We start from the raw sequence: 25264 nt of genomic DNA on the forward strand, positions 1-25264 counted from the left end.
CAACTTTATACGAGATAGGCGATACGCGATCGCGTTGAACCTTCGCCTGCTAGGTACCGTTCATGACATCGATATCGAATGAAAACATCGCTCCAAGATGGCACGTGCAGCACTCGTTCCTGCGCATGATCACATTCCCCTTTGCGACGCTACGCGGGCGCTTGGTTATGGGGGCTGTGGTGCTATGGAGTTTGCTTTGCCTAATCGTGCTCATGTTTGGCTGGCAGGCGGGCAAGTTCCTGGTGAATGAGACCAACCACCAGCATCTGCGCTACGAGGCAGAACTCATTAGCCACTCAATCACTCGTCAGGTGAATGAGCGTTTCAGCGAGCTGGAGCGCTTGGCAGAGAGAATGTCGTTTCCCAGGCAAGGAGCTCTACTCGAACAGCACGCGTACACGATGGAACCTCTCTTTGAAGCGCTGCTGGTGTTTGATTTAAGCAGCGATGTCATTGACGAGTGGCCTGCTGAAGGAGGCCGCAGCGGTAACAATTTTGCTGATCGTGAATATACCCGGTTTATGCATGCGTTCAAAACGCCTTACGTCAGCGCTCCCCTGGTTGGACGCATTACTAACACGCCGTTGGTACTGATGCTGGTCCCCCTCCACGACGACGCGGGTCGCTACACAGGCTTTTTAGGTGGATTGGTCGATCTTAGGAAAAGCCAACTGTTCAACAACTTTGATAAGCTCCGCTTAGGCGATAGCGGCTATGTCACGATCACAACGGCAACCGGTCAGCGTATTTACGCTCCCAATCAACAGGAAGCCATTGTGACGCTACCTGACTCCATTTCGCCCGTCTTGGAGCAGGCGTTGGATGGATGGGAAGGCGAGAGTTTAGGTCAGTCTATCGCTGGCGAATCTCAACTGGTCGCCTATCGACAAATTTGGCCTGCGAACTGGATCGTAGGCGTGCATTTGCCGCAAGCACAAGCCGAAGCCCCCCTTGTTGCGGGCATGAAGCAAATTACTGTCTATGTCTGGGGCATCCTCGCACTGATTTTACCCTTGGTGTGGGGAGTGATTTGGTTGGCTTTACGCCCCTTGGCGCATCTTGCTCGACAGATTCAAGAGCTTCAAGACGGGCGCCGCTCTGTATTGAATATCCCTACCACGATGAAAGAGCTGCGCCGCGTTATTGATGTGATCAACACGACCGAAGCTGCACGCCAAGCAAGCTTGCACGACTTAGCGGAGCGGGAAGCCTTGCTGAGGGGAACGTTATCCGCTTCGCCTCAAGGCACATTTGTGACGAACCCACGCGGTCAACTGACCTTTATCAACGACGCGCTGAACGAGATTTTGGGTGATGAGGCACTCCGCAGCCTTCTAGACTGGAGCGATCAAATTCATCACGATGACCGCCCAGAGGTCAGAACCGCTTGGTTACGCAGTCTCGTTAAACAGACGGATTTTACACGTCAGTTCCGCTTCTTGAGTGCCGATGGAGAGATGTACTGGTTAGATGTGCAAACAGCGGCTGTGCATGTCGATGATCAGTTTATCGGCACCGTGGGTACGGTACGCGATATCACCCAGCACCACCACGACTATGCTCAAAAGCTCTGGGAAGCGGAGCATGATCCTCTCACCCGTTTACTGAATCGTCGCGGGCTAACGAGGCATCTTGAAGAGTTGCTGATGCAATGGCAGTCAAAAGACAAACCGACCGCCGTCGTGCTGTTTGATTTAGATCGTTTCAAGCCCGTGAACGATCAAGGAGGCCATGCGCTAGGCGATCAGATGCTTCAACAGATTGCGCATATCGTACAGAGCGGGATTCGCAGCAGTGATTATGCCGCTCGCCAAGGTGGAGATGAATTTGCCGTCTTACTGCCGGGCTGTACGCCAGCGCGGGCGCTCACCATCGCCGAATCTCTGCGTGCCAGTATTGCCACTAGCTTTATCGAAGCGGATGGTCGTCAATGGCAAGTCACCGCCAGTATTGGGGTCAGTCATTTCCGCCAAGAGGATACAACGATCAACGATGTACTCAATCGAGCTGACGCTGCGAGCTATCGCGCAAAGCAACGTGGACGTAACAAGGTCGAGAGTGATGTCGATGTCTAGCAGACAATTACAATCTCTATTTCCAAGCCGATAGAGCAGACAATTTAACAAGCAATAAAGTCATCTTTCCTCTCATAGGCCGGGCCGCAGGTCGCTTATTTCAACGACGTGTGGCCCGCCCACCCACGTTATGAGATCAGGCCACGTTGACGACCACTCTTCCCCTGACGTTACCCGCTAGCAGGTCTTCTGCGACGCCGATAACTTGCGTTAGGTCGATGGGTCGAGTGATCGCTTCCAATTGATGAGGGCTCAATAGCTCTCCTAAGCGACGCCAAGCCTCGATGCGATGAGCCAACGGCCTCATGACGCTATCGATACCCGCGAGCGTGACACCGCGTAAAATAAAGGGAGCAACGCTGGTGGGTAAATCCATCCCCTGCGCGAGACCACAGCATGCCACGGTGCCGCCATACTTGGTGGAGGCCAACACATTGGCAAGGGTATGGCTGCCCACAGAGTCGATGGCCCCAGCCCACCGCTCTTTGGCCAATGGGCGTCCGGGTTCGGAGAGTTCACGACGGTCTATCACATTCTCAGCCCCCAGCTCGACAAGATAGGCTGCTTCCTCTTGACGCCCCGTAGAGGCAGCTACGCGATAGCCTAAGCGAGCCAGCAGCGTAATCGCGTAGCTGCCCACGCCGCCGCTCGCACCGGTGACCAAAATTTCTCCTTGATTAGGCTTAACGCCACGCTCCTCCAGTGCCATAACGGCTAGCATTGCGGTATAGCCCGCCGTGCCAATGGCCATCGACTGATAAGGCGTAAACGCTGACGGCTGTGGAATAAGCCAGCGGCTGTCTAAGCGCGCCTTCTCGGCCAATCCACCCCAATGCTTTTCGCCTACGCCCCAGCCGTTCAGCAGCACCGTATCCCCTGGCTTGAAGTCAGGCGAAGCAGAATGCTCGACGACCCCCGATAGGTCAATGCCAGGCACCATAGGAAATTGCTTCACCACAGGCCCTTTGCCTGTAATGGCCAAGGCGTCCTTGTAGTTAAGCGTGCTGCAATGCACGCTGACGGTAATATCGCCTTCAGGTAACGATGCTTCGTCTAGCGAGGTAATGGCTACCTGCTGCTTATCGTCTGCTTTATCGATCAGCACTGCTTTGAACATGTTGCACCTCTTTTGTAGACGGTCGTCTATTAAATTTTAAAAAAATTACGGAGATATTCCGTCTAAAAACGTATCCAGAAAGATATCGAGCGGGCGTGGTTGCGCTTCAAGCCGTGCACGCATGACAGCACCTTCCCAACCAATCCAAAAAGCCTCAGCGAGTCGATCGCAATCTGCCGAAGAAATGATGTCACTCAGTCGTTGGGCTTCACGTAGACATACCGCTATTCGTTGTTGCCAGTCGGTCAATATCGCTTGGAGGCATGTACGATAGCCTTCAGGAAGACCATTCACTTCTTGACCCAAGTTGCCGACTAAACAGCCGCGCTGAAAATCATGACGCTGCATGCCTTCCTTGGCATCTGCTACGAAAGCTTTGATACGCAACAACGGCGGTAGCGTGGTAATCCCCCCGAAAAACCAGGGTGCTCAAAAGTAGAATTTTCCGTAAGCTAAACGCAGGGAGATTCTGCATGAAAAAATCACGTTTTTCTGACAACCAAATACTGTCGATCCTCAAGCAAGCCGAAGGCGGCGCACCCGTCCCGGAGCTATGCCGTGAGCATGGAATGAGCGGTGCGACCTTCTACAAGTGGCGAGCCAAATTCGGCGGCATGGATGCGTCCATGATGGCACGGCTGAAAGAGCTAGAGGATGAAAACCGACGGCTCAAGAAGATGTACGCTGAGGAACGATTGAAAGCGGACATCCTAAAGGAAGCCATCGAAAAAAAGTGGTGAAGCCGTCTCGACGCCGTGAGATGGCGCAGAAAGCCGTCAATGAGAAGCGCATCAGTATTCGGCTGGCTTGCTGGATGTTCAGCATCAGCGAGACCTGCTATCGCTACCGAGCCAAGCTCAGCAGCGAGAATACCAAGATCGCCGACTGGCTGATCCGGTTGACCCATAACCAGCGAAATTGGGGCTTCGGTCTGTGCTTTTTGCACCTGAGAAACGTCAAAGGGTTTGGCTGGAATCACAAACGGGTTTACCGAATTTATCGAGAGCTGGAACTGAACCTGCGGATAAAACCCAAGAAACGCCTAGTGCGTGAAAAGCCGGTGCCATTGGGCGTGCCGGAAATGATCAATGACAGTTGGTCGATGGACTTCATGCACGACCAGCTTAACGACGGACGTAGTTACCGACTGCTGAATGTAATTGATGACTTCAACCGCGAAGGCCTTGGCATCGAAGTAGACTTCGCGCTTCCGGCAGAGCGTGTTATCCGATCACTGGAGCAGATCATTGAGTGGCGGGTTAAACCGCGCTCTATTCGCTGTGACAACGGCCCTGAATACATCAGCGGCAAGCTGGCGAACTGGGCGGAAAACCAAGGCATTGTGTTGGCGTTTATCCAGCCCGGCAAACCCCAACAGAATGCCTATATCGAACGCTACAACCGCACGGTGCGTTACGACTGGCTGGCACAGTATCTGTTCGACAGCACCGAAGAGGTTCAGGATTATGCTACTCGCAGGCTCTGGCACTACAACAACGAGCGCCCTAATATGGGGCTTGGAGGGATTACCCCTCAACAGAAACTGGCCACTGTGGCCTGAACTCTACTTTTGAAGCCCCCTAAAAATGGGGGGATTACCCAATCGCTTCTAGAAACAATGAGAGAAGTCTAATGACGCTACCTTATGAACGGACACGTGCAATTATCCAGACTGAAGCCTTTCTGATTGAACTGAGCAAGGATAAATACCTTCCTGATGAGAAGCGACAAGAGGCCCGACGCTTGCTGCGCCATTACCCAAGCCGTAGAGAAGTGCTTATGGCTGGCGAGTTAGAAGAAAAACTTACGTCAGGGACTATTTTTCATCCTATGCTGTCTAGCAAAGAAGAATAAGTGAATACAAAACCTATACTGCCTTGACTCATCTAAAATTTGATTTCTCAAGAATTTACTAGAGGTGAAGAGATATGCTTAGTACTGATGACTCAAAACAGGAAAGTACAATCGTCATCTGGAGGGCGGCTATAGCGCTGTTTGGTGGGGATCGAACAGCAGCGGACAAGTGGTTACACAGTGAAGCTATAGGGCTTAGTTGGCAGCGTCCCATTGATGTCATGCAGGTAGACGGTCAGCAGGTGCTGGATCTGATTAAGAGGATAGACAGAGGCGTTTACACATAACCTCGCCATTCTGCGGTGACTTGATCGTGGTTTTTAGCCCCTTCTATTAATTCTGCTCAAGAAGTTGAATAATTGTTCAGGCTCGCTATTGATGTCTGTACGCCTTTACTCGAAAGATGCCTATTCGATTTTCAGAGCGTTACCACCCAATGTTGCACCACCTTTTCTAATTCTGGCCAACCGTCCAATTACTAAATCATCAAATACCTTAATATCATAGGCTTATTGAATTACCTTCGATTATCTTTGAAAGGATAATTGCGTACGAGGTCTGAGCAATCTGTTTCGTTTTCCAGTACCAATAATCGATCTTTCAACATTTCACGTATTACCTTCCCTATTGCAAACCGCTCTTCCTGCGTCAGGCATATGTTGACGTTAGCAGTGGTCACACTCAACTGAGAGGGTTGCCATTGCTGGTCGAGTGCGGCGCGGGTGTCTTTTATAGCCTCATCTAATCCCATGCCGCCCAAGCCTGCGAGGATGTTCTCGTGTCGCATCATGGCTACTCTCCATAAGTAGGCTCGGACTCTAAAGTGTAGCGCTATTCAATCAAGGCGTGACGTCGAAAGTACACGTTTTTTTGATGCAGGCAAAGAAAAGCCCGCCCCCTAAGGGGCGGGCAATTTCAATCATCGCTATCCTAGCAAGCTCTCATAAGCATCCTGCTTATGCATCCATGGCGTCATAGAGCGTTCCGTGCCTAGTTTCCTTTTTGATGAGCATCCATTGCCCAGCTATTTTCACCGAGTCACGTTTCAAATAAATTGCAAATATCATAGGTTATGACATTTATTCTCTATAAAAACGTGAAATAACCCCGCTTAAAACCCTGAATTCAAGATTAGTCGCTTTATTGAAGGCAGAACAATATCGAAAGCGGTAGCATCTCCTGCTTTTCTTTTCCCACCTGGTTGCCGTCATGCCCTCTCGCTCTACCATCGTGCCGTTATCTAGCTTACTACTTGCCGTTGCCGCCGCCGTGGGCATGGCGACCATCGGGGTGATTTCGCGCATTACACAGCTCGGCGCGGAAAGCATCACGTTCTACCGACTAGGTCTGGGCGCGGGCTTTTTGCTGCTTTACCTGATCATTACCCGCCGCGGCCAACATCTACGCCACGCTCCTGGCTGGGGAGTAGTAATCACCGGCGGTTTGCTAGCGTCATTTATCCTGTTTTACGTGCAGGCGATGAACTACACACAGATGGCCAACGCCATTATGGTGGTGTATTTAGCGCCGGTGTTTTCCGCGGTAATAGCGCATTTTGTCTTTCATGAGCGCTTGAGGCGCGCGCAACTCGGCTGCATTGCCACAGCACTATTTGGCTTTGCAATGATGCAGGAGTTTCAGCTAAAGCTAGACAACGGCAGTGACGCCACAGGACTAGGATTTGCACTGCTGGCGATGCTTGCCTACAGCGGCTTTATTTTGACCAATCGCGGCTTGCCGCCACGTCATAACGGCCATACCGGTGCCTTCTGGCAGCTACTGTTCGGCGCGCTGGCAATTTTACCCTTCGCCCTGATTAAACCCGAGGGGTTAAGCGCCGCGCCTTGGCAGTGGCCATGGCTGCTGGTGGCGGGCCTGGTGCCGGGCTTTGTCGCGCTGCTGTTTGCCGTGTTGGCGATAAACCGTCTTCCCACCGCACTTTACGGCACCCTGGCCTACTGCGAGCCGCTGGCAGTGGTACTTTTCGGCTGGAGCCTATTCGGCGAAGCCTTGTCGCCGTTGCAGTTGATCGGCGGCGCTTTGATACTGGCTAGCGGTATCATCCAAGCACGCCTAAGCCAGCGGAACGGGTAACGGCTATTTTTGGGCCTGTGGTTCAGATCTGGCATGAGCGGCTGGCATCACCTGTTGACAAGGGAGATCTAGCGCTCAACTGGCCTACTGGGTAACAACGTGGGCCATCGCGCACACCTCCCATACTCAGAAGGCGCTCTGCTGACAGCGACAGAGTGCCGTAGACATATGAGATACACGAAAAGTTTTTTCAGGCGAAAATAGCGTGATTTATTCACGCCTATTGACCAAAATTCAAGATTATCCTCATTATCTTGAATTTTTAACCAGCGTTCTGAGGCAGAGTGCTTAGCCGAGCAGCCTTGAGGGTAATCGGACTAACTGTCATACCAATCCAATCCCTAACCGATAAAGCAGATGAATTTTCATGTGATTAGGGCGTTTGCTTTCCGGGCTGAGCCCACACACGTATTACTACTTTGCCAGTGAGCTTTGACACGGTGATGATGCGCTATTTGTTGAGGTACGCGCTCAGCGAAAATTAGCGTCGCCGCTTTGTGGCCACTTAGAACATCTTCGCTAGTGTAATGAAAATTATGGATATAACCGTTGGCAGGTCTGTTCAAAAACAGCAACTTTAAATAATTCGATAAAAACGAATATAAACAGTACTTTTAATCAATTTTTTTATTTATTTTGCGCAGTTAATATTAACGCACTTACTGATGCAGCACGCCATAACGATCTGATCATTGGATCCGTAAATTAAAGAGAGTATTAACCATGAAAAAAGTTACGCTTATTTCTGCAATTGCCATCACATTAACGTCTACTGCTGCTCTAGCGGAACAGGGTGCTGGTGAGCTTAATGAAATCGTTCATGCAAGCACTTCTGCAAACTACAGTACCGAAAATTTGCGCATTGCCCCAGCTGATTTGACGCTTGTGAACGGCGACGCTGCCAAAAACGCTGTTATCGAGCCTAGCTCTGAATTGCATTACTCAATTAGCAACGATGACCAGTTTGCAGCATCTGAACTGCCGGATCGTAATGCCTCTTGAAAGCAGATGAGCGCTGCTGTTTGAAACACAGCGGAGCTCAGCTTCATAAGTGCCAATAATCCCACCGCGAGGTGGGTTTTTTGGCACTTATGAAGCTGATATAAAAATATTTCAAAATCAAATGATTATAAGTAAAACCCTATTTTATAGACCCCGTTTCACAAGGGGCCTATCCGCATTTAGCATCCCCTCATAACCCATATTATTTTAAATAATTCGTACGCACTAATTTGCTACCTAAATATTCAAAGAGAATTCGCTTTTTTCCAGAACAGCTGCTGGGCTCGTTCCAGAGAGTCTTGCCAATTTGTAATTGTCGCGTGGGCCATGGTCAGTGCCAGTTTGTTCGGTACCTCGGTACAACACCGCGGCGCACTTAAATAAACATTTAATTTTTTCTTGAGCGGTCACTCGCTTAAAGGCTTAGCCTAGCGCCACGGGAAATGCAAAGCGATGCTCAACAGTATCCGCTTGCCACGTTCTATGCGGCTGACGCTATGATCGTAGAGGTCGGGCCGGAAAAGTACCATACGGTTGAAGAGGGAAAAGATGACACGATCGGTTTCGAAAACGCCACCTTGCTGTGGCTCCTTCAGGACAAGATTTAGTTTGTAGTAGCTGCCGCTGCTCACCGGGTCGTTATGACGCATAACACTGTGGCCTTCGGGGTAGGTCACGAGATTGATTGTCAGGCGGTTTAAATCGAGCAAAGTGCGGTTAATAATACGGGCCATGGGCGTTTTCCTGCAATTGATTGGCACTATTAGAGCGCATTTTGAGTGGTCACTCAAATTCATTTTTGAGCGATGACTCATTAATGCGTAAAGTGCCCTCACTTTCATAGCGCAAGTGTTATGCCAGGAAAGATAACCTTGCAGTGACTCACTGCTATTTTTGATAGAAGAGGTCAATATGAGCAACGACATCAATACAATGGAAGCTCTACAAACACGCTATGCGATGATCGAAGGACATCGCATAACTTACAAGTAAATGGGTGAAGGCCAGCCGCTATTGTTGATTCATGGTATCCCGACTAACAAGCTGATGTGGCGCAATGTTATGCCGGAACTGGCCAAGCACTACCGTGTCATTGCTCCTGACATGTTGAACTATGGTGAGTCGGATATGCCGGTGGATGCTGATGTCTCTATCATTGCCCAAACCGGTATTTTCATCAAGTTGGTGGATGCGCTCGGTGTCGCACGAGCAGACATTGTGTCGCATGATATCGGTGGTGGCATCGGTCAGCTGATGGCCGTTAAACACCCTGAGCGTGTGCGACGTAAGGTACTGATCGATAGCGTATGCTTCGATTCCTGGCCAATCCCAGAGTTTAAGCAGTTGCTGGAACCGGGTGTCGAGGAATTTATCACCACCATGCGCGGCTTCATGCCAAGTGGTGTGCATGACCCGGCAGTAGCGACCGAAGAGATGATAGAGCGCTATGTGGCGCCGTGGAATAGCGTTGAAGGGAAGGCGGCATTCTTTCGCAACATGCGTCGCCTCAACAAAGAATACACTGAGGCCATCGCCGGTGATCTCAGGAATATCGAAATCGATACGCTGGTACTGTGGGGTGACAAAGACAGCTTCCAGAAACCGGATTATGGTCCCATGCTGGCAGATGCCATTCCGGGCGCCGAGCTGATCTGGGTGAGAGATGCCGGTCACTGGGTGACTGACGAAAAACCAGAAGGGACAGCGCGTTATATCCTCGAGTTCCTCGCACGCTGAGATATAGTCAAGAGCGGTGTATGCGGATTAGAACCAGCGACGCTTCGATGGTCGTTGGTCTGAGGGGTTTGCTCGATGCCGTCGATAAATGTGCCGGTTGGTTGATGCTGGAGATAGCGATGAAAATTAAAGAAAAAGTTGAAATTGAAACCGTCACCGACGTGCAGTGTGATCTATGTCTCTGCTCTACCCGAGTCACTTCTGGTGGGCTTGAATTCGCTACACTCCAAGCACATTGGGGCTACGGCACCAAGCATGATGGCGAGCGATACGAACTGCACCTCTGTGAGGATTGTTTTTTCCTCACACTAGCGAACCTAAAACAGGAGCAGCGCATACAAAATTTATTCAGCGAAGATGACGATGTAGTTCCAACCAACGCGAGAGACGAATTAGGGCTAGTGGCGAGGGATGACTACTTTCGCGACTAAGAAGGAAATAAACCTCCCTACGTATTACGTCATTCAGCTAGTATCAAGCGTCCGCTCCTGCCCCAGGCTTTGCAAAACGTAGCTATCCTCTTTACTTTCACCCCGGTCAGATCGTGGGAGGTATCGATGAAACGTTTCGTCGCAGGTCAATCCCGATCCCAAGCTACGTTGTTTTCTGAACTTCTGGATGGCTTCGCCTATGCAGTTCATACCTTTTGTTGATTGCCTTGGCGCGTGCGACCTCAAGTAGTTAGGCTTCAAAGGGGTAGATCAAAAGACACAGACGATATTCGAACCGGGGCAATAAGTGCTTTTCCACGTTTTAACAATAATTGATTACTATGAAAATAAGTCTGCGCACCCTACAGGCCGGAGGGTGAACGTAGAGCATGATAAAAAAGTTTATCGACCTGTTACATCTATCATCGCCGAAGCATAGAATTGCCCTCCTTAGCGGTGTTTTCTGCAAAGCCCAACTCAACGTACTGATTAACATAAGCAAGCGATCCAAAGAGTTTTTGTTAGCGCTCTGTGGCGCGCTGCTTGGCACAGAAAAAGTGAGTTAGCGATTAAGCTATTTAAGTAGCTTGCCTTCTTATATTAACCTAGAAAATACAGCGCCACTTTATAAAATAATTGAATACTATAATAATTAAGAAAATTAAATAATTGAATACTATTATATTCTAGATAAAAAAATAATAACTTAAATACCTACCTACCACTATAATGCTCCTCTGAAATTATATTAAATTTTGTTCAAACAGGGGTTGCGCTAATCAAAAAATGCGGTAAAAATAAAGAGAACATATCCTGAAATCTGAATCACTTAGTTAACCTAGAGTGATTTTTAAAATCATTAGTACAGGTATTTTAATGCTCCAGGACCGTGGTTCAAGAAAGGTTCCATTATCTCATATTGGAGTCAGTCAGCATTTATCTGCCCCTGTACTTCGTGTATTTTTAGCTCGCTCGCCACTCTTACGAAACGTTCAATGCATGTCTGAAGAGGCCATAAAAATCTATTTGCTTCAGCATCCTCCGATCGTTTATGAAAATAAAAGGGGTAAGAATGGCACTCCATTGGTGTGCATTGCTAACCTGTTCCCTTTATATCTAGCCAAACGTTGCCTCTCTGGCAGTGAAAAAATTCGAATCACTTTAGTTGATGCACCGCTCAGTAAAAATATAGATTCTCTAGCACTTTTGTTAGCGCTATCAGCAGAAACGTGCCATGCAGTTTCTCCAAAAGAGTTACCTCATTACATCATGTCGTTATGGCAGTTCTTAGCTTCTTCTGACCCCCAAGTGTTAACAAGTCTGTCAGGAAAATTTAACAGCAAGGCGTCTTTCTGCGAGGCCCTTAGCATAAACCGTAGGGACTTTTAAGGACTGTTAAATTTATGGACAGTAATGCGCAACTTACCGCTCTACTCAAGGACGTCCTTCAGCCCCGCGATGGTTACTTTGCTATCGAGACGATCCAGCCACTACTGGTACCCACCATTGAAAAACTGGCTGCCATTCGTGACAAGGCATGGGACTCATCAGCGCTTTCAGGGCTAGCAGACGCCATAAAGAGTGGACAGTTGGTACTAACATCAATGCCAGGCCAGAAAGAAAAAGGCATTCACGGTACTCACCCGATAAATGGCGCTCTATTTAAGCTTGCTAAAATGCAAGAAGATTTAGAAGGGCTTAATGATCGTCTGTATTTACTGGCGCATATCATCAATGCGGCCCTCCACTGGCGCAAGGACATGAAAGCAGTTGAAGCCAATCAAGGCTTTACTGAGCAGCGTGAAAAACGCCTTAAACAGACGACCTACCTCAAAAACCTGGAGGCTGCTTGCAAAGTCGCAAGGCGTATTGATACTGAGTGGCTGGAATTACTGGCTCCATTCGATCGGCCAACAGATCAACTGCTCAAACGGTGTGATAGGTACCAAGCAGACGAAGAAAAAAACCGGCAAGACAGCTATATCAAAGAGTTAGGTCGCTTTCTCGCCTACGCTCTAAATCGTCGTCAACCACAACGCGGTTATCAAGATACAACCGCTGATGAAACTAAAAATACGACTCTAGCACAGCGCAGACGTCGCTTCGATGATGATCCGGATGATAGCTGGAACGAGACAGCCAGCTCAGCTATCACCCTACCATCCGATATAGACGAAAAAACAAAAGATGCCCTGCGTACTTCCGGTTTATCTACCGTGGAAGAGCGTCCGGCCGCTGAGCTGACCCAGAATGACGCCCCTATCAAAGCGGCTGAGGGTGATAGCTCTTTACAAGCCGTATTTCGCGCACGCAGCCAGCAAATATTTAAAGATAAAGCCGCTCAACTGCTACCAGGGCGCTGGGAGCAGTTAAGTGCATTTGACCTTCATCAATTAATGCAGCAATTGGAGCAAAAGAAACCCACCCTACGTCAATGGCTTAAGTGTGTGGTCGGGCTACTATTCATGACAGGTCGTAGCCTAGACAGTGTGCTGGACACACAGGTAATCAAACACATTGAAAGGATCCCAAAGGTCATTTCAAGCCAAGCAATTTACGTTTTATCTAGTGAGCGAGCGTATTGGGTATCAGGGGTTTATCGACCAGAAAATAGTCGCCAGTTGACGGGGGATTGGCCCGCTCATATGCGCATCACACGAGATCGCCTGACGCTACCTGTCCCGCCAATATTTTGGCGGCTCATAAAACTAAAAGTAAGCCATATTGCTTCAAGGGTTAATAAACGCTCTGTGCCACTGTTTTCAAAGGACTATCGGGAAGAACTGAAAAATGAGTTGAAAGCGCTTCTCTCTGACACTAACCGTAAAACTGGATCGCGGTTAACCGCTCATCGCTTGGGTGCCCACCTTTTTAATACGCTCAACCACGGTGATGCAGATTTAACGGGGGCATGCTTTATAACAGCGCGTGTGCCCTCATTCGGGCAGCAGGCATCGCTTTATTACTATGCACCGCATATGAAACGCCTTGAACAGCAATATACCCGAGCCATGGAGGCCATCGCACGGCAATGTTCTACTCATCCGTCATCAGAAGCTGAGCCTTGCCATGCTATCGCATGCGCTACTTCTCAATCTGATGCAGCCAACTATGTCGGGTCTAACCTCGTACCTAGAACGGCATACGTAAACGATCTCGTCACTAATATGCAACAGCAGATTAAAGTAGCTAAAAAGGAGGCAAGGCCGGTCGCACTGTTCAACATGCACAATGCTTACGTGGCCTATACAGTGGCCATGCTGATGTTCTCGACAGGATATCGAAGCATTCGTGACCCACTCCCGAGCTGGAATAATATTTCGTTATCGCGACGTATCATCGTCATTGCCGACAAAACTGACGATCAACAAAGCCATGCACGTTTTCTACCGCTGACAAGCCTCATGGTAGAGCAACTGCAACACTACCAACTTCATCGCCAAAGTATTATTTTCCGCTTAGCGTTTTATCTTCAACACCCGTGGGATACGCCGTTTATGTTCCTGGATCACTGCGGCAATCCAAAGGAAATCACGCCGACTCGGCTACATGACCAGTTGCAGTGGATCGACTCCCCGCCTTTAAATATCAACCGCCACTATTTGCATACGCGATTAAAAGAGAGGGACTTATCGTCGGAGGTTGTCGATGCCTTTATGGGTCACTGGGATTCGGGCCAAGAGCCATGGGCTAGCTACTCGACGTTTTGCCCACGAGAATATCAGCACCTTATAACTTCAGTTATAGAGCCTCTGATGGTGCAACAAGGCTGGAAAGCACTGAAAGGAGCTGCGCTATGAGCGACCAGCCGCTCTGGTCAGGGTGGCGACTGCCACGGCCTCAAAAAATGTCTAGTGATGGCCAAGAAAAACGCCGCTATCAACGCGATCGTGAACGCTATCAATTTCTGATGGGCATTCTCGAAACATTGGAACAAAAGGTCCCCGGAGCCATAGAAGGCAAGCCGAACCTTTCTTTTGCAGACACAGATACCTCTGCCGTATTTGAGGCACTGCACCAAAGCACGCCGCCCAAGGCACTGCGAAAAACGCACAATTTTTTAGTGAAAGGGTTGGAAAATGGCCGTGAAAAGCTGAAATGGCGTGTGACAATTCCGAGTCCATTGGTCACTGTCGTCCGTAAGCCACCCACCGTCACGACCTCTTCATTCTTAGACCTGCATCGTTGGGATGCCCTCGTAGAAAAACATGACGCAATGTCTAATGTGGAAAATCATAGCGGCAATGCGCTGAGTAAATGGATGGTGGGACGATGGTTGTTTCAGTTGATCCGTGAAGGTGCTCTGCTGGATAAGCGCTACCTGGAACAGATGCCTCAAGCGTTTGAGCAAGGTATTTCCTTTGCTCCCGGCACAGGGTTTATCACAGTAGCAGACTGCATTCAGTCGACTAATCCAGGCGAGGAAGAAAAGGTAGAAGTCGAAGCGTCTGATGATCATCCGCCTTCAAAAACACTTTCTGAGACACCGATCGAAAAAGAGCTGCGATCTCATTACCGGCGATTATGTTTGAGTCCGATGAGCCAGTTGCTACTCCTAAACGCCTACCAGAATATAGGCAACGCATGGCCAAGAACCGTTTCTAAAAGCTTGGTGCCTGTCGAGCAGTGCCTGGAGTTTTATATCAAAAGCATTGCTGTCGATATACCGCCAGCAAACATCTCAACTCTGCTGACGATGGCAAAAACAGCGTCGGCTCTCGATATGCCACCGTTACTGACACACTACGCAAGCAAAGCCGACTCCTCGCACTCGTTACGCCCGTCCTCATGGCAGCGACTGCTTAACCGCAATGTGTTAATAGCCCCCTCAGTCGAAACCCACGACGAAGACGTCTACCTAGACTTCCAAATAACTCACCAGGCAAGCACTTCACCTGCCGACCAGCTAAAGCAGCTTCGTCAGTTGCAGCAATGCTTTTCAGCTTCGCTGGTAGGACAAACGGGCAGGCGTGACGCAATCGACAACATCAACGCATTTCTAGCGGTTTCAAACAGTAACGGTGTCATGGTGACGATGCTCGCCAACTGGTGTAAAAAGCTGATGCAAAAAGGTGGCCGGGTTAAATCCAAACTGGCTGCAAGCACTGCAGAAACGTATTTATCGACCATTGCACGCCCGCTGGTAGCGCACAGTCAATCCTTTGGTGATGTTCAAGCTGCCAGTGCCGATCAGTGGGAAGCGCTGTATGAAGGCGTGTTAAACAGTGCTAAAACCTCCTCTTCCAAAGCGAAAATGCGAAATCGTCTTTATGAATTTCATCATTTCCTCGTTGATTCGTACGCATTCCCCAACATCGACCTCGACAGTGCCAATACAGAAAAACAGCGCGTCGATGTGAATATTATTACACCCGCCGAATTTCGTCGCGCTTTGGAGTTGATTGAGACCTCACTACAGCCCGAACGCTTTCGCACGATGCAAGAACTTGCATTGATACTGGGTTACCGTCTCGGGATCCGCCGCAGCGAGTGCGCAGGGCTGCAGATAAAAGATGTCGCTTACCTCTTTGAGAACGATCCTTTCGATGGCGAGATCATCATTCGTTCCAATGACTACCGAAAAGGTAAAAGCTATTCAGCAACACGACGGTTGCCGCTGTGGTTACTGATGCCAGAAGAGCGAAAGGAACTCATCGACTGGGTAAAACGTCGCAAAGGGGAAATCACTACCCAGCAGGTAACTAAACAACTGCTTTTCTGTCGCAGTGGAAATGGCCGATTGCTTCTGGAAGATAAAGTGCTTTTTAAACCGATACAAACTGCCTTAAAAACGGTCAGTGGCGACAATACTCTGCGCTACCATCATCTGCGGCATAGCTTTGTGACCTTTACGCTAATGCGCCTGTTGGAGCGAGTGCCTGGTGAACTACTGCCAGGCGCCTGGGCACTGGATGACCATCGCAATATCGCGATGCCAAACATCGATACCGATATTTCGTCCTTAGCTGGTCTTGCGCCTCAAGACAGGCCTTCGCGTAAACGGCTTTGGCAACTCGCGCTTTGGGCGGGGCATGCAAGCCCCGATGAGACGCTTAGCTCGTACACTCACTCTCTCGACTGGATCCTTGGGCAAGCCTTACGTGAACGTCTTAATACCACCCTCAATATCGACCAACAATTCGCATTACTTAATTTTCCGACTAAAACAGCGTTGAGCAGTTGGCGTAACCGTCGCGGGCTCAAAGGAAAGACGCAAGCCAGCGTGTTATTGCAGTATCTGCAGGATGAGTGGCAGCCATATCTGGCCGATGACCCTCTGGAGAAAGAATGGCACCCCTATCAACCGCCCACCGAGAATCCGCTCGATAACCTCTTGGAATCCTCGTTCGACTGGCCCGAAGCCACGACGATTTATCAAAGCCTGCGGCTTGTCGAACAACAAGAGATGCACGGGATACCGCTTGGCGACGCTATCCAACGGACAGCCAGCCGATTTGTTCTCGACCCTGAGCAGCTATCTCTCTGGTTGGAGCATGGCGAAGCATTGATGCAACGTAAAACACGACGCACCAATCAACAGTTTAGTCGTGAAGATAACCGCAATGACCGTTCTCGGCGTGTGGCATCGCAACGTATCTATATGCCAGAGCTTCAACGCTGCATGGCACCGCCTATCAAGCCAGCGGTACTAAGAGAGGCCGGACAGTTTTTTCACCGCCTGCTCGACTGGCATCAGTCGCAGCCCGATATCGCGGAAGAAAGCCTAATGATGTTACGCAATCATATGCAACGTAGCACCGGGCAGATCGAGCTACCCAATGCTGATGCCATTAACAGTGTCCGCGAACTATTGCGTCCGCTGCGTTGTTTTCAGCATGTTTACCTCGTTGTCGAAACCGAGATGGCGGCCAAAGAAAAGAGCATCAAACGCTACTGGTCCAATGCGACCGACATTCCCCACGAGCGCATTGAGTTGATTCCAACGCCTTCGCCTTCTGGCCGAACACGTTACTGGCATGGGAATGCCAATCTAAAAATCACGCGGGGGCATTACAAAGACCGCCAACAACCTTTATGGGAAGCCGTGCGCTTCGCTGCTTTTATGACGATGCTGGTATTGGGTCTGGGAGACGACGAGCAGCTGTCAGTGACATCATCATTAACCAACGGCGATAAGGAAACCATCGGGAATCAAGGTGCCCTGCCTAGCAATGACGCTTAAAACTTATCCCCACCGCTTAGATTATAAGGGGTGGGGATAAGTAGGATATTAAGCAACGATATTAGCCTAGCTGTTCAGCACCTCGTACGCGTTAATAAAACAAAGCTTCTGGCTAACAAATTGCGCCCACTTGGTCGTAACCTGAACATGTTGGCCCATTTTAGGCACGCCCTGCCCCGTTAAGTGGCGGTCGGTGAGATAGAAGCGATAGTTACCATTGGGGCCAATCAAGTAGAGCAACCATACCCGATGCTGCATTAACCACTCTGGACCCTCAACACCGGCCACATATAGCGCGCCCTCAAACTCACGCCCAGCTTTATTCGATGACACTGGCTGTGTTACTGCCATGCTTGATCCTCCCAAGCCCAAAGCGTGCGCTCTAATTCCGCGAGAAGATGCGGGATCGCTTGGCGATTAGCGTCAAGGCCAAGTTGTTGAAGGGTGCGCCCTACCCAGGTCGTTAGCGCATCAAGGTTGCTGTTCTCTTGCCCATCACCAAGCCACATCACGAGCGCGCAGCCAGAAGCTAAGCTGGTAGCGGCGGCCAAGGACTCCGCCAAGCGATGTTCAAGACGACGCTGAGATTTGATAGCTGCCGTAACGCGCAGGGAGTGTTCGATATCGTCGCGGTTCAATTTTAGAGTATTGAGCTGTTTCATCGTCTGCTCCTAAGCGCGTTTCTGGTTAAGCATGCGCTCAAACGCAGAGCCGTCTTGGCGCGTTAGGTTGGGCACAAAGCGTGAGTAAACACGGAAAAGCATTTCCGTTGTGGTATGGCCCATCTGGCGCGCTATCCACTCGGGGCTCTCGCCTGCCGCAAGCCACAATGTCGCCGCGGTATGGCGTGTCTGATAAGGCCGTCGCTTATTCATCCCAAGCTCTTCCAACAACGGGTACCAAACGCGCTTAGTGACGTTATGGTGTGAAAGCGCGGTGCCTTTACGTGTGGTGAAGACCAGACCTGTCTTCCCCGTGACTTCAAACTGCGCCTTCAAGGCATCGAAGACCGGCTGCGACATATCAATCGCACGAAAGGATCCATCGTTCTTAGTGGGCACAACCTTGCCGTTCACCACCGCTTGATGCACTAGAATCTGACGTCGAGAGAAATCCACATGCTCCCAGGTTAAACCGTCAATCTCGCCAGTCCGCATGCCGGTGAAGAAGCGCACGGTGTAGTACTGACGAAAATCGTCGCGGACATTACTGATGATCCGCTGCACCTCATCAAGGGAAAACGGTTCCACATCGGTGCGTGGCACATTGAGCGATTTAATCCCGCGGTACGGTGAGCTAAACTCATAGCGGTCGGCGGCTTCATTCAGCATCATTCGCAATGGCGTCATGATGTGGTTAATGCGACTGGCAGAGAGTTTCTTGCCGCTCCGGGTATTTACTTTGGCGAGTGAGGCCCGGAACTCAAGAATTTCTGCACGGGTGATGCTGCCGACTTCTTTATCCCCTAACGCTGGCAAAATATGTCGATCCAGACATCCTTGCACGGTGACGATCTGTGACTCGCGCCATTCGATCTCTTTCTCCGCAAACCACGTCTCAGCAAACTCGCGCAGTAATGGCGTCGCTTGATAACCTCCTAAGGTAGTCAGTGCACGCTTGCTTAACGTCTTTGCTCGCGGGCTATCCGGGAAGTAGCGTCCATAATCAAACGAGCCCAGCGTAATCTCCGCTTCAATCTTCTCCAGAATCCGCTCTAGCTTTTTCCGGTTAGTCGCCGTGTTATCTAGTGACGTTTGTTCGCGGCAGCGTTTGCCCAGATAGTTAAAGTCAAAAAACAGCTTCTTAGTTTCTTTCCTGACCGCAATTCTACCCATGGCACATACCTCCTCCAGCCATCGGCACACCGATGCTTTCTTCCTTTGAATGCAACTGCATATCGCGCTCGATGGGCTCCCAAAGGTACAAAATCTTACGGCCACCAAATGGGCGAATGTAGTGAATACCTTCCAGCAACACGTCATCTTTTAAACGTTCGCGAATAGTGCGCGCATCGTATTTGATGCGCATGGCAAGTTCTGCCGTGGTGAGGTAGCAATAAGACATTTTTGCTCTCCTTGTGATATGTTCTTAGTAGTTCATTAAGGATCCCAGCGGGACTTAATGATCTCCTGGAGAACATAATAGACCAAAAGAGACCATCTGCAAGCATTTTTGATCTACAGGAGCTCAATTAATTCTATAGAGAGACATTATGATCAAGTGTCACTTATCTCGGATCATGGGTGAGAGAAAGCTGAAAATCGTCGACGTGGCCCGTGAAACCGGCATTAACCGAGGAACGGTTACACGGCTGTATCACGAAACAGCAAGTCGAATAGAGCTTGAAGCTGTGGAAGCGTTATGTAGGTATTTTGACTGTCAGGTGGGAGACTTATTCGAGTATCAGGTAGATAAGGACACTGATTAAAATTGAATGCTAATTGGCTCAACGTAAGTAAAAAGACGGTGCTTAACTCGGCGATTCGGAATGCAAAACCTTTTAGGCTTGCTAGATCGGGCCTTCTGCTAGATCAAGGTGACCCAAGCACTCCGATTGAGTAAACTTAGCTTAGCCTTCGCTGGAGACATAATAGAGGCAGATAACGACCCAAAGCGGACGCACTTGAGCGTTCAAGTGCGCTGCGAAATTGTCCCGTACACCATTATTAGAGACGCATGTCGTGGCTGAACAAAACGCAATCTCGATCGGCCAAAGCAGTCGGCCGCGTGCGATCACGGGATGGTCAGCAACCGACATATCCTAGGCTAAACGCGCATCCAGTACCGCGTGATTGCGATAAAATTAAATAAAAACAAGGAGATGCCATGCATGGCTGCATTCGACATCACTGTGCGTGACACGCTCAGCTTGCTTGATGGCTCGTTAGAGTCCTTCGCAGAAGGTGTGTCAAACGGGCTTTACGCATTCTGGTTGGGATCTGGGATTTCGTTCGGACGCGCACCGAGTCTGCACAGCCTCGTCGGCAAAGTTGTCGAGTTCGTACGCTCGCAAATAAACCATGCGGATCCCAACTGTAAGTTCGCACGCACCTTGCAAGAGATTCTCGACTTGGCCAGCACCTCAGCTGAAGAACGTGCGCGCTCGAAGTTCGATGAGCCCTTTGCCAGTTGGCCGGATCAGGATGCCATTGCACAGCGCTTGATTAATAACTATTCCAAGCTGCTCGGCCTCACTGTCGATGGCGAGGACATGGACTATCTCTTGTGGAATGTCATCGACGTTTGCGCGACGTTCGCGGATCCCGACATGATCCCCGACGTGGAGCACCTTTGCCTCGCGGCCTTGAGTCTGGAAGGTATTGCGCCTGAGATGCTCTCCGCCAATTGGGACCCGCTGGTCGAAAGGGCTGTGGACACCCTGACAGGCGGCAATGTTGCTCTGAGTCCAACAGTTGTCGCACGTCCTGCCGATCTTCAACTGCCCCGCAATAAGACCCGCCTCATCAAGTTTCACGGCTGTGCTGTGAAAGCTCAAGGTGATCCGAGCCAGTACCGCCAATGGATGGTGGCGTCCAACGACCAGGTCGCCGCCTTCTGCACGCAGGCGAACAACCAAGGGCTGGTCACTGCATTGACGCACATCGTTGGGAGCAAGCGCACGCTTATGCTTGGCCTTTCAGCTCAGGACTCCAATATTCAGGGAATCTTTAACAAAGCGGCTAACGAGTTGACGTGGCAGCTTGACGAAGCTCCTCCGAGCTATGTGTTCTCTGAGCAAAAGCTGGGCATGGACCAGCGATCGCTCCTGAAAAACGTCTACCGCGACCAAATCACGTCAGCCAACTGGACGGCGGTCTTTGAGGAGGCGCGCATCCAGGCATACGCAAAGCGGTTGCTCACCGCGTTGCTGCTGGATGTGTGGTCAAGAAAGCTGCAGGCGTTGATCCCTCTCGCTCCAAGTCCGCTCCCTCTTGCGGAGCGTCAACACCTGTGTACCGGCATAGTGTCGCTTCGCAACCACCTAGCAGATATGGCGGAGCCGGAGATCGACTTCATCGATGCGCTCCTCGATCGGTTCGGCCGCGCTTGTAAGTTACTTCGTGACGGCCAAATCGAACACCCCAATGTCAGGTTTGAGCCGATTACGAATGATGTAGTGACATCCCTCCCGGGCAATCCCGCCTTAGGGGCACTCGGGTTACGCGAGGCAGCCGTTGCACTTGGTTTGGTGGGGATGGGTTTGAGCCGCGACCACTGGGTAGTGGAAGCGGAGTCTCTCGAGAGGGAATCGGGTGTGCTGGCAGTCACCGGAAAAGGCGCAGCAGCGGCTCGTACTAAGGTGTACCTGACAGCCAGCTCGTCCGGCGCTGCGTTGCTTCGCAGCGAGGGGCACCTAGTGGAAACAGAAAGCCCCCTCTTGATCCAGTCTCAGAGGCTGGCGGTGCCAATGACTCGATCCCCAAGGGCGGCAGCAGGGCGAACCGGTTTGCCGAAAGTGCGCGAGGTTAGCATATCGACCCTGCTGCAAACCTCCACCACCGCTGACGAACTGTATGAAGCGTTCCGACAGGAGCTTGCGCTATGACTGATTCAACGCCAGTGGGCCGGGTCGCGGCGGCGCTCGAGGATGCAGGGTACCAGCGAATCGCCAACGGACTTCAGGTCGGCGAGCTGAAATTCCAGTTTCCAGCCGCGTTCGTGAAGGCGAAGAGTTCGGCCGAACTGATCCTTGTCGCCGACATCGCAAGCGAGAGCGAGACGCAACTGACGCGCAAGGTCGACGGCGTGGCGCGCGCGCTGGACATCGTATTCTCCACACGGTCGCTTACCTTGGTGGTGACTGGCCCCCGTCCCAGTGCTCCCGCTCTGGAATCAATGGGACGGGTCTGCCGGGTCCTTCCTATCGGCGACATCAGCGGTGACGACGGCGACGAAGTCCTCATGAGCTGGCTGGCTGTGCTGCTGCCTCTGCCGTTGCCACAGCCTGAGTCCGTGGCGGGCAACTCCTTGGCACGCATCCACGCCGCCGCACAAAGCCTGGACGAGACCACCAGGAAGCTGATCAATGCTGCGTCTCTAGGAGAGCGCGCCGTCAGCAAGGAACTGTACTCAATCATCGACGCCGCTGCCGTCCAGGCCAAGGAGAAGAACTCATGACGCCACGCATCACGTCACTCACGGCTACCGACTTCCGCAGTCTTCGAGGGACGGTAACGGTCCCTATGGACAGCCCTGTCGTGCTGATCCATGGTCGTAATGGCGCTGGCAAGACCAGCTTGTTGACGGCGATGGAACTTGGCCTGACCGGCAATTTGGCATCGCTATCTCGGCTGGACTCACAGTTTCGGGAGCATCTGGTTCATAAGGAGGCGTTGTCCAAGAAGGGCTCGGTGTCGATCGGCGTCCAGGAGCTTAATGTCGAATTTCCTGCAGGACATTTCGAAATCCATGGCAACAAGTTCGTTGGAAAGCCGGCGCTGGATCCCGTCTTGGGCAGGCACTTCTCAGAACGCTGCTACCTGGCGCAATCTACACTATCCAGACTACTGGAGTTCTACGAGGACAAATCGGCGAATGGCACTGCACTGACGCGATTCGTTAAGGAACTGCTCGGCTTGGATGCGCTGGATGCGCTCATTGACGGCCTGCACGGTGCCGGAGACGTTCGCCGGCTCCGCGGCCATGCCGTTAGCTTTTGGGACATACGCGAGCAGATCCCGAGTTTGGATGACGAATTGAGCCGCCTGGCCAGAGAACTCACTGCTGCCGAGGGCCAGGCAACTCAGCTCATGCAGACGGTGGCTCAGCGACTTGCACCACACTGGCCAGACGTTGCCGATCTCTCGACACAGGCGATGCTTGACCTGTTAAAGGACCAGTCGCAGGAGCCCGAGCTGCAACGCCTGACGCAGCTAAGGCGGGAGCTCAATGACACGGTCTCGCAAAGCCAGAGGGTGTTATCCGCCATTGCTGCCGACCAGCGCGAGGCTGCCGAAATGGCCGCCAGTGCCGCCGACGCGGCACTGCGCGGCTGGCTGGACACTAGTGGCAAGCGCATGACGGATTTGTTCGACAAGCTTGGTGGCTACTTCTCTGATCTGCCGTCACCCATCCAAAACCGCCCCGAATACGCCCGCGCCTACGCCCATCGCTCCATTACCGCTGAGGTAACTAGATGTGAGCAGGTTCAGAGCAAGGATCAAGCAGCACAAAAGCAGGTTTCAACCCTTCAAGAGGACCGGCAAGGTCTCACCAGACGGCTGGAAGAGATCGACAAGCAGATCGTGCAGTATTCACATGATGCAGGTCAGTTTGCGCAAGCGCTTTCTGCCCTGGTGCCACATGTGCATACGGAAGAATGCCCGGTCTGTAGTCGGGACTTCGGTGAGGTTTCGTCGTCGCCGTTACTGGGTCATCTCACCGCCCGGATTGCGTCCCTGACCCAGTCGGCTGGCCTTCTCTCTGCCTTGTCGCAGGAGCGGGTGAACACTGTGAACGCCGTCGCAGCCAGAGATCGAGAGATCGATGTCACTCAAGCGCTAGTACTCACGGCCGAAGCTAGAGCGGAATACGGGCAAAGGCTTGCAACCCTAGAGCAGGCCTTGCAGGCGTTGTCTGCACTGGAAGCGGAAGCCAACGCTGGCGAAACCCTATTCGAGCAAGCTGCCAACGCCGCACAAGCCTTGGCATCGGCTCGCGCCAGCGATCAGCAATCAGCAGCCATTCGTGATTCTGCTGGTCGGTATGCCTCGATGCTTTCCATGGACTCCATCGGCGCTAGTGAGCCTTTACAAGAGGCGCTGCAGCGGTTCCTGATTGAAGTCACTGTTCGGCTGGAGCGGTTGACGGCAAAAGAGTCGGCACGCCACGATGGCGAGGTGGAACTGAGGGAACTGCTGCTGAAGCAGCAAAACATTGAAGCCATCAAGGTGCGGCAGCTGGAGCGCAAAACTGCTCGTCGAGGCCTGCATGCGGCGAAGGAAGCGGGGGAGCGCGCGATGGAACAGGCCCGTGAGCTTCTCAGGCTCGCTCAGGTTGAGCGTTCCCGTGTCGTGGGCCAGGTGTTCAATGATTCCTTGAATGCGGCGTGGCGAGACCTCTTCATCCGCCTGGCACCGGATGAACCTTTCATCCCCGCCTTCTCTTTGCCCAAGGCGACGAGGGGCGACGTCGAAGCGAAGCTAGAGACCCACTACCGAGACGGCAGTAAAGGCGGAAATCCAAGGGCCATGCTCAGCGCCGGGAATCTCAACACGGCCGCGCTGACGCTGTTCCTCGCGCTCCATCTGTCCGTGAAGCCTCAGCTACCGTGGCTGATCATCGACGACCCGGTGCAAAGCATGGACGAAGTTCACATCTCGCAGTTCGCTGCGCTGTTGCGGACACTCTCCAAGCAGCATGGACGCCAAGTGATCATTGCTGTACACGAAAAACCCCTTTTCGACTACCTTTGCCTGGAGCTAAGCCCAGCCTTCGAAGGGGACCGATTGATCACAGTAGAGCTGGGACGTACAGCCAATGGAGACTCGGTAGCAAACACTCTGGTCAGAGACTGGAAGCAGGACCTAGCGATTGCATCTTAGTCATCTGCGCTCACACTAGACCTCCCGAGCTCTGAAACGGCCGCGTGGCTGAGACGTTTTGTTGGTCTACGATGCGACCGTCTCGTTGTAGCGAACGACACGGTTCAGTGAGTTTAGTGAATGGCTGCTATTGGCCGATAGCTGAATTGCCCAGCATCTCACTCACCACCAGAGGTTCACAAAACTGGTAAGGTTAAGTGTATTTCCGTGACTGCTTACCAAGGATT

23 protein-coding genes are annotated in these 25264 nt (G+C 51.4%); 15 read left to right on the forward strand and 8 right to left on the reverse strand.

The genetic code is table 11. The features are described 5' to 3' along the window. The first annotated feature begins 62 nt into the window (after positions 1-62). Positions 63-2075, forward strand: coding sequence for a sensor domain-containing diguanylate cyclase (locus AC5TBW_RS17735; protein WP_495509826.1), 2013 nt, complete (start codon positions 63-65; stop codon positions 2073-2075). A 136-nt stretch (positions 2076-2211) separates the two neighbouring features. Here AC5TBW_RS17735 and acuI read toward each other — a convergent pair whose 3' ends face one another. Both acuI and AC5TBW_RS17745 read right to left on the reverse strand, forming a co-directional pair. After that, positions 2212-3192 (reverse strand): acrylyl-CoA reductase (NADPH), encoded by a 981-nt coding sequence (acuI, locus tag AC5TBW_RS17740; protein ID WP_495509827.1) that lies wholly within the window; start codon positions 3190-3192, stop codon positions 2212-2214. Between the two features lie 45 nt (positions 3193-3237). Continuing rightward, positions 3238-3582 carry a TetR family transcriptional regulator C-terminal domain-containing protein gene (locus tag AC5TBW_RS17745; RefSeq protein ID WP_495509828.1) on the reverse strand — a complete coding sequence of 115 codons (345 nt, stop codon included), beginning with the start codon at positions 3580-3582 and terminating at the stop codon, positions 3238-3240. An 83-nt stretch (positions 3583-3665) separates the two neighbouring features. Here AC5TBW_RS17745 and AC5TBW_RS17750 point away from each other — a divergent pair. From AC5TBW_RS17750 to AC5TBW_RS17760, 3 genes are all read left to right on the forward strand, one after another. Further along, positions 3666-4753 (forward strand): IS3 family transposase gene (locus tag AC5TBW_RS17750; RefSeq protein WP_495509829.1). Its coding sequence is split into 2 segments (ribosomal slippage): positions 3666-3927 and positions 3927-4753, totalling 1089 coding nucleotides; the frame shifts between segments, so codons are not numbered across the junction. A 71-nt stretch (positions 4754-4824) separates the two neighbouring features. Further along, positions 4825-5046 carry a BPSL0761 family protein gene (locus AC5TBW_RS17755; protein ID WP_035581716.1) on the forward strand — a complete coding sequence of 74 codons (222 nt, stop codon included), beginning with the start codon at positions 4825-4827 and terminating at the stop codon, positions 5044-5046. 74 nt (positions 5047-5120) lie between these two features. Next, a complete protein-coding gene (locus tag AC5TBW_RS17760) occupies positions 5121-5333 on the forward strand; it encodes an antitoxin Xre/MbcA/ParS toxin-binding domain-containing protein (RefSeq protein WP_035581718.1) in 213 nt (70 codons plus the stop codon). A gap of 230 nt (positions 5334-5563) precedes the next feature. On the opposite strand, the gene AC5TBW_RS17765 is transcribed toward AC5TBW_RS17760, so the two are convergent. Then, positions 5564-5836: a hypothetical protein gene (locus tag AC5TBW_RS17765; protein WP_495509830.1), complete on the reverse strand. Its 273-nt coding sequence runs from the start codon at positions 5834-5836 to the stop codon at positions 5564-5566. 419 nt (positions 5837-6255) lie between these two features. On the opposite strand from AC5TBW_RS17765, the gene AC5TBW_RS17770 reads away from it, so the two are divergent. Together AC5TBW_RS17770 and AC5TBW_RS17775 are read left to right on the forward strand one after the other, a co-directional pair. Beyond that, the gene (locus AC5TBW_RS17770; protein ID WP_495509831.1) at positions 6256-7140 is read left to right on the forward strand and encodes a DMT family transporter; all 885 of its coding nucleotides are present in this window, start codon (positions 6256-6258) and stop codon (positions 7138-7140) included. Positions 7141-7863: 723 nt separating this feature from the next. Continuing rightward, a complete protein-coding gene (locus AC5TBW_RS17775; protein ID WP_495509832.1) occupies positions 7864-8142 on the forward strand; it encodes a hypothetical protein in 279 nt (92 codons plus the stop codon). Between the two features lie 428 nt (positions 8143-8570). On the opposite strand, the gene AC5TBW_RS17780 is transcribed toward AC5TBW_RS17775, so the two are convergent. After that, a complete protein-coding gene (locus AC5TBW_RS17780) occupies positions 8571-8876 on the reverse strand; it encodes a 2OG-Fe(II) oxygenase (protein WP_035581727.1) in 306 nt (101 codons plus the stop codon). Between the two features lie 259 nt (positions 8877-9135). Between AC5TBW_RS17780 and AC5TBW_RS17785 the strand changes: the two genes are divergently transcribed. From AC5TBW_RS17785 to AC5TBW_RS17805, 5 genes are all read left to right on the forward strand, one after another. Further along, positions 9136-9879, forward strand: a complete 744-nt coding sequence (locus AC5TBW_RS17785; RefSeq protein WP_495509833.1) for an alpha/beta fold hydrolase — start codon at positions 9136-9138, stop codon at positions 9877-9879. A gap of 20 nt (positions 9880-9899) precedes the next feature. Then, a complete protein-coding gene (locus AC5TBW_RS17790; protein WP_235208652.1) occupies positions 9900-10310 on the forward strand; it encodes a hypothetical protein in 411 nt (136 codons plus the stop codon). Positions 10311-11309: 999 nt separating this feature from the next. After that, positions 11310-11699: a hypothetical protein gene (locus AC5TBW_RS17795; RefSeq protein ID WP_495509834.1), complete on the forward strand. Its 390-nt coding sequence runs from the start codon at positions 11310-11312 to the stop codon at positions 11697-11699. Positions 11700-11713: 14 nt separating this feature from the next. Next, a complete protein-coding gene (locus tag AC5TBW_RS17800; protein ID WP_495509835.1) occupies positions 11714-14110 on the forward strand; it encodes a hypothetical protein in 2397 nt (798 codons plus the stop codon). After that, complete coding sequence (locus tag AC5TBW_RS17805; protein WP_495509836.1) at positions 14107-17493, forward strand: tyrosine-type recombinase/integrase; 3387 nt, start codon at positions 14107-14109, stop codon at positions 17491-17493. Before AC5TBW_RS17800 ends, AC5TBW_RS17805 begins: the two co-directional genes overlap by 4 nt. A 66-nt stretch (positions 17494-17559) precedes the next feature. Here the strand turns inward: AC5TBW_RS17805 and AC5TBW_RS17810 are convergent, their stop codons facing one another. The 4 genes from AC5TBW_RS17810 to AC5TBW_RS17825 are packed head-to-tail and all read right to left on the reverse strand — an operon-like array spanning position 17560 to position 19557. Then, on the reverse strand, positions 17560-17844 hold the full coding sequence (locus AC5TBW_RS17810) for a hypothetical protein (RefSeq protein ID WP_495509837.1): 285 nt from the start codon (positions 17842-17844) through the stop codon (positions 17560-17562). Next, positions 17835-18155: a hypothetical protein gene (locus tag AC5TBW_RS17815; RefSeq protein WP_495509838.1), complete on the reverse strand. Its 321-nt coding sequence runs from the start codon at positions 18153-18155 to the stop codon at positions 17835-17837. The genes AC5TBW_RS17810 and AC5TBW_RS17815 overlap by 10 nt, the downstream gene beginning before the upstream one ends. A gap of 9 nt (positions 18156-18164) precedes the next feature. Next, on the reverse strand, positions 18165-19328 hold the full coding sequence (locus AC5TBW_RS17820; RefSeq protein WP_495509839.1) for an Arm DNA-binding domain-containing protein: 1164 nt from the start codon (positions 19326-19328) through the stop codon (positions 18165-18167). Then, positions 19321-19557, reverse strand: a complete 237-nt coding sequence (locus tag AC5TBW_RS17825) for a hypothetical protein (protein WP_495509840.1) — start codon at positions 19555-19557, stop codon at positions 19321-19323. The genes AC5TBW_RS17820 and AC5TBW_RS17825 overlap by 8 nt, the downstream gene beginning before the upstream one ends. 148 nt (positions 19558-19705) lie before the next feature. Here AC5TBW_RS17825 and AC5TBW_RS17830 point away from each other — a divergent pair, with 148 nt between their 5' ends. From AC5TBW_RS17830 to AC5TBW_RS17845, 4 genes are all read left to right on the forward strand, one after another. Then, positions 19706-19921, forward strand: a complete 216-nt coding sequence (locus AC5TBW_RS17830) for a helix-turn-helix domain-containing protein (protein WP_495509841.1) — start codon at positions 19706-19708, stop codon at positions 19919-19921. A 402-nt stretch (positions 19922-20323) separates the two neighbouring features. Next, entirely contained in the window at positions 20324-22039 is a 1716-nt protein-coding gene (locus AC5TBW_RS17835) for an SIR2 family protein (RefSeq protein ID WP_495509842.1), read from the forward strand. Beyond that, entirely contained in the window at positions 22036-22611 is a 576-nt protein-coding gene (locus tag AC5TBW_RS17840) for a hypothetical protein (protein WP_495509843.1), read from the forward strand. Before AC5TBW_RS17835 ends, AC5TBW_RS17840 begins: the two co-directional genes overlap by 4 nt. Then, complete coding sequence (locus tag AC5TBW_RS17845) at positions 22608-25037, forward strand: AAA family ATPase (RefSeq protein ID WP_495509844.1); 2430 nt, start codon at positions 22608-22610, stop codon at positions 25035-25037. Before AC5TBW_RS17840 ends, AC5TBW_RS17845 begins: the two co-directional genes overlap by 4 nt. Positions 25038-25264: the final 227 nt, after the last annotated feature.

This window comes from Vreelandella sp. ssv (assembly GCF_059448525.1).

Coding starts and splice junctions, on each gene's coding strand:
- AC5TBW_RS17840 (WP_495509843.1), top strand. CDS start 22,036: ATGACTGATTCAACGCCAGTGGGCCGGGTCGCGGCGGCGCTCGAGGAT.
- AC5TBW_RS17780 (WP_035581727.1), bottom strand. CDS start 8,876: ATGGCCCGTATTATTAACCGCACTTTGCTCGATTTAAACCGCCTGACA.
- AC5TBW_RS17760 (WP_035581718.1), top strand. CDS start 5,121: ATGCTTAGTACTGATGACTCAAAACAGGAAAGTACAATCGTCATCTGG.
- AC5TBW_RS17755 (WP_035581716.1), top strand. CDS start 4,825: ATGACGCTACCTTATGAACGGACACGTGCAATTATCCAGACTGAAGCC.
- AC5TBW_RS17735 (WP_495509826.1), top strand. CDS start 63: ATGACATCGATATCGAATGAAAACATCGCTCCAAGATGGCACGTGCAG.
- AC5TBW_RS17790 (WP_235208652.1), top strand. CDS start 9,900: ATGCGGATTAGAACCAGCGACGCTTCGATGGTCGTTGGTCTGAGGGGT.
- AC5TBW_RS17820 (WP_495509839.1), bottom strand. CDS start 19,328: ATGGGTAGAATTGCGGTCAGGAAAGAAACTAAGAAGCTGTTTTTTGAC.
- AC5TBW_RS17770 (WP_495509831.1), top strand. CDS start 6,256: ATGCCCTCTCGCTCTACCATCGTGCCGTTATCTAGCTTACTACTTGCC.
- AC5TBW_RS17830 (WP_495509841.1), top strand. CDS start 19,706: ATGATCAAGTGTCACTTATCTCGGATCATGGGTGAGAGAAAGCTGAAA.
- AC5TBW_RS17785 (WP_495509833.1), top strand. CDS start 9,136: ATGGGTGAAGGCCAGCCGCTATTGTTGATTCATGGTATCCCGACTAAC.
- AC5TBW_RS17765 (WP_495509830.1), bottom strand. CDS start 5,836: ATGATGCGACACGAGAACATCCTCGCAGGCTTGGGCGGCATGGGATTA.
- AC5TBW_RS17835 (WP_495509842.1), top strand. CDS start 20,324: ATGGCTGCATTCGACATCACTGTGCGTGACACGCTCAGCTTGCTTGAT.
- AC5TBW_RS17795 (WP_495509834.1), top strand. CDS start 11,310: ATGTCTGAAGAGGCCATAAAAATCTATTTGCTTCAGCATCCTCCGATC.
- acuI (WP_495509827.1), bottom strand. CDS start 3,192: ATGTTCAAAGCAGTGCTGATCGATAAAGCAGACGATAAGCAGCAGGTA.
- AC5TBW_RS17825 (WP_495509840.1), bottom strand. CDS start 19,557: ATGTCTTATTGCTACCTCACCACGGCAGAACTTGCCATGCGCATCAAA.
- AC5TBW_RS17815 (WP_495509838.1), bottom strand. CDS start 18,155: ATGAAACAGCTCAATACTCTAAAATTGAACCGCGACGATATCGAACAC.
- AC5TBW_RS17805 (WP_495509836.1), top strand. CDS start 14,107: ATGAGCGACCAGCCGCTCTGGTCAGGGTGGCGACTGCCACGGCCTCAA.
- AC5TBW_RS17810 (WP_495509837.1), bottom strand. CDS start 17,844: ATGGCAGTAACACAGCCAGTGTCATCGAATAAAGCTGGGCGTGAGTTT.
- AC5TBW_RS17800 (WP_495509835.1), top strand. CDS start 11,714: ATGGACAGTAATGCGCAACTTACCGCTCTACTCAAGGACGTCCTTCAG.
- AC5TBW_RS17845 (WP_495509844.1), top strand. CDS start 22,608: ATGACGCCACGCATCACGTCACTCACGGCTACCGACTTCCGCAGTCTT.
- AC5TBW_RS17775 (WP_495509832.1), top strand. CDS start 7,864: ATGAAAAAAGTTACGCTTATTTCTGCAATTGCCATCACATTAACGTCT.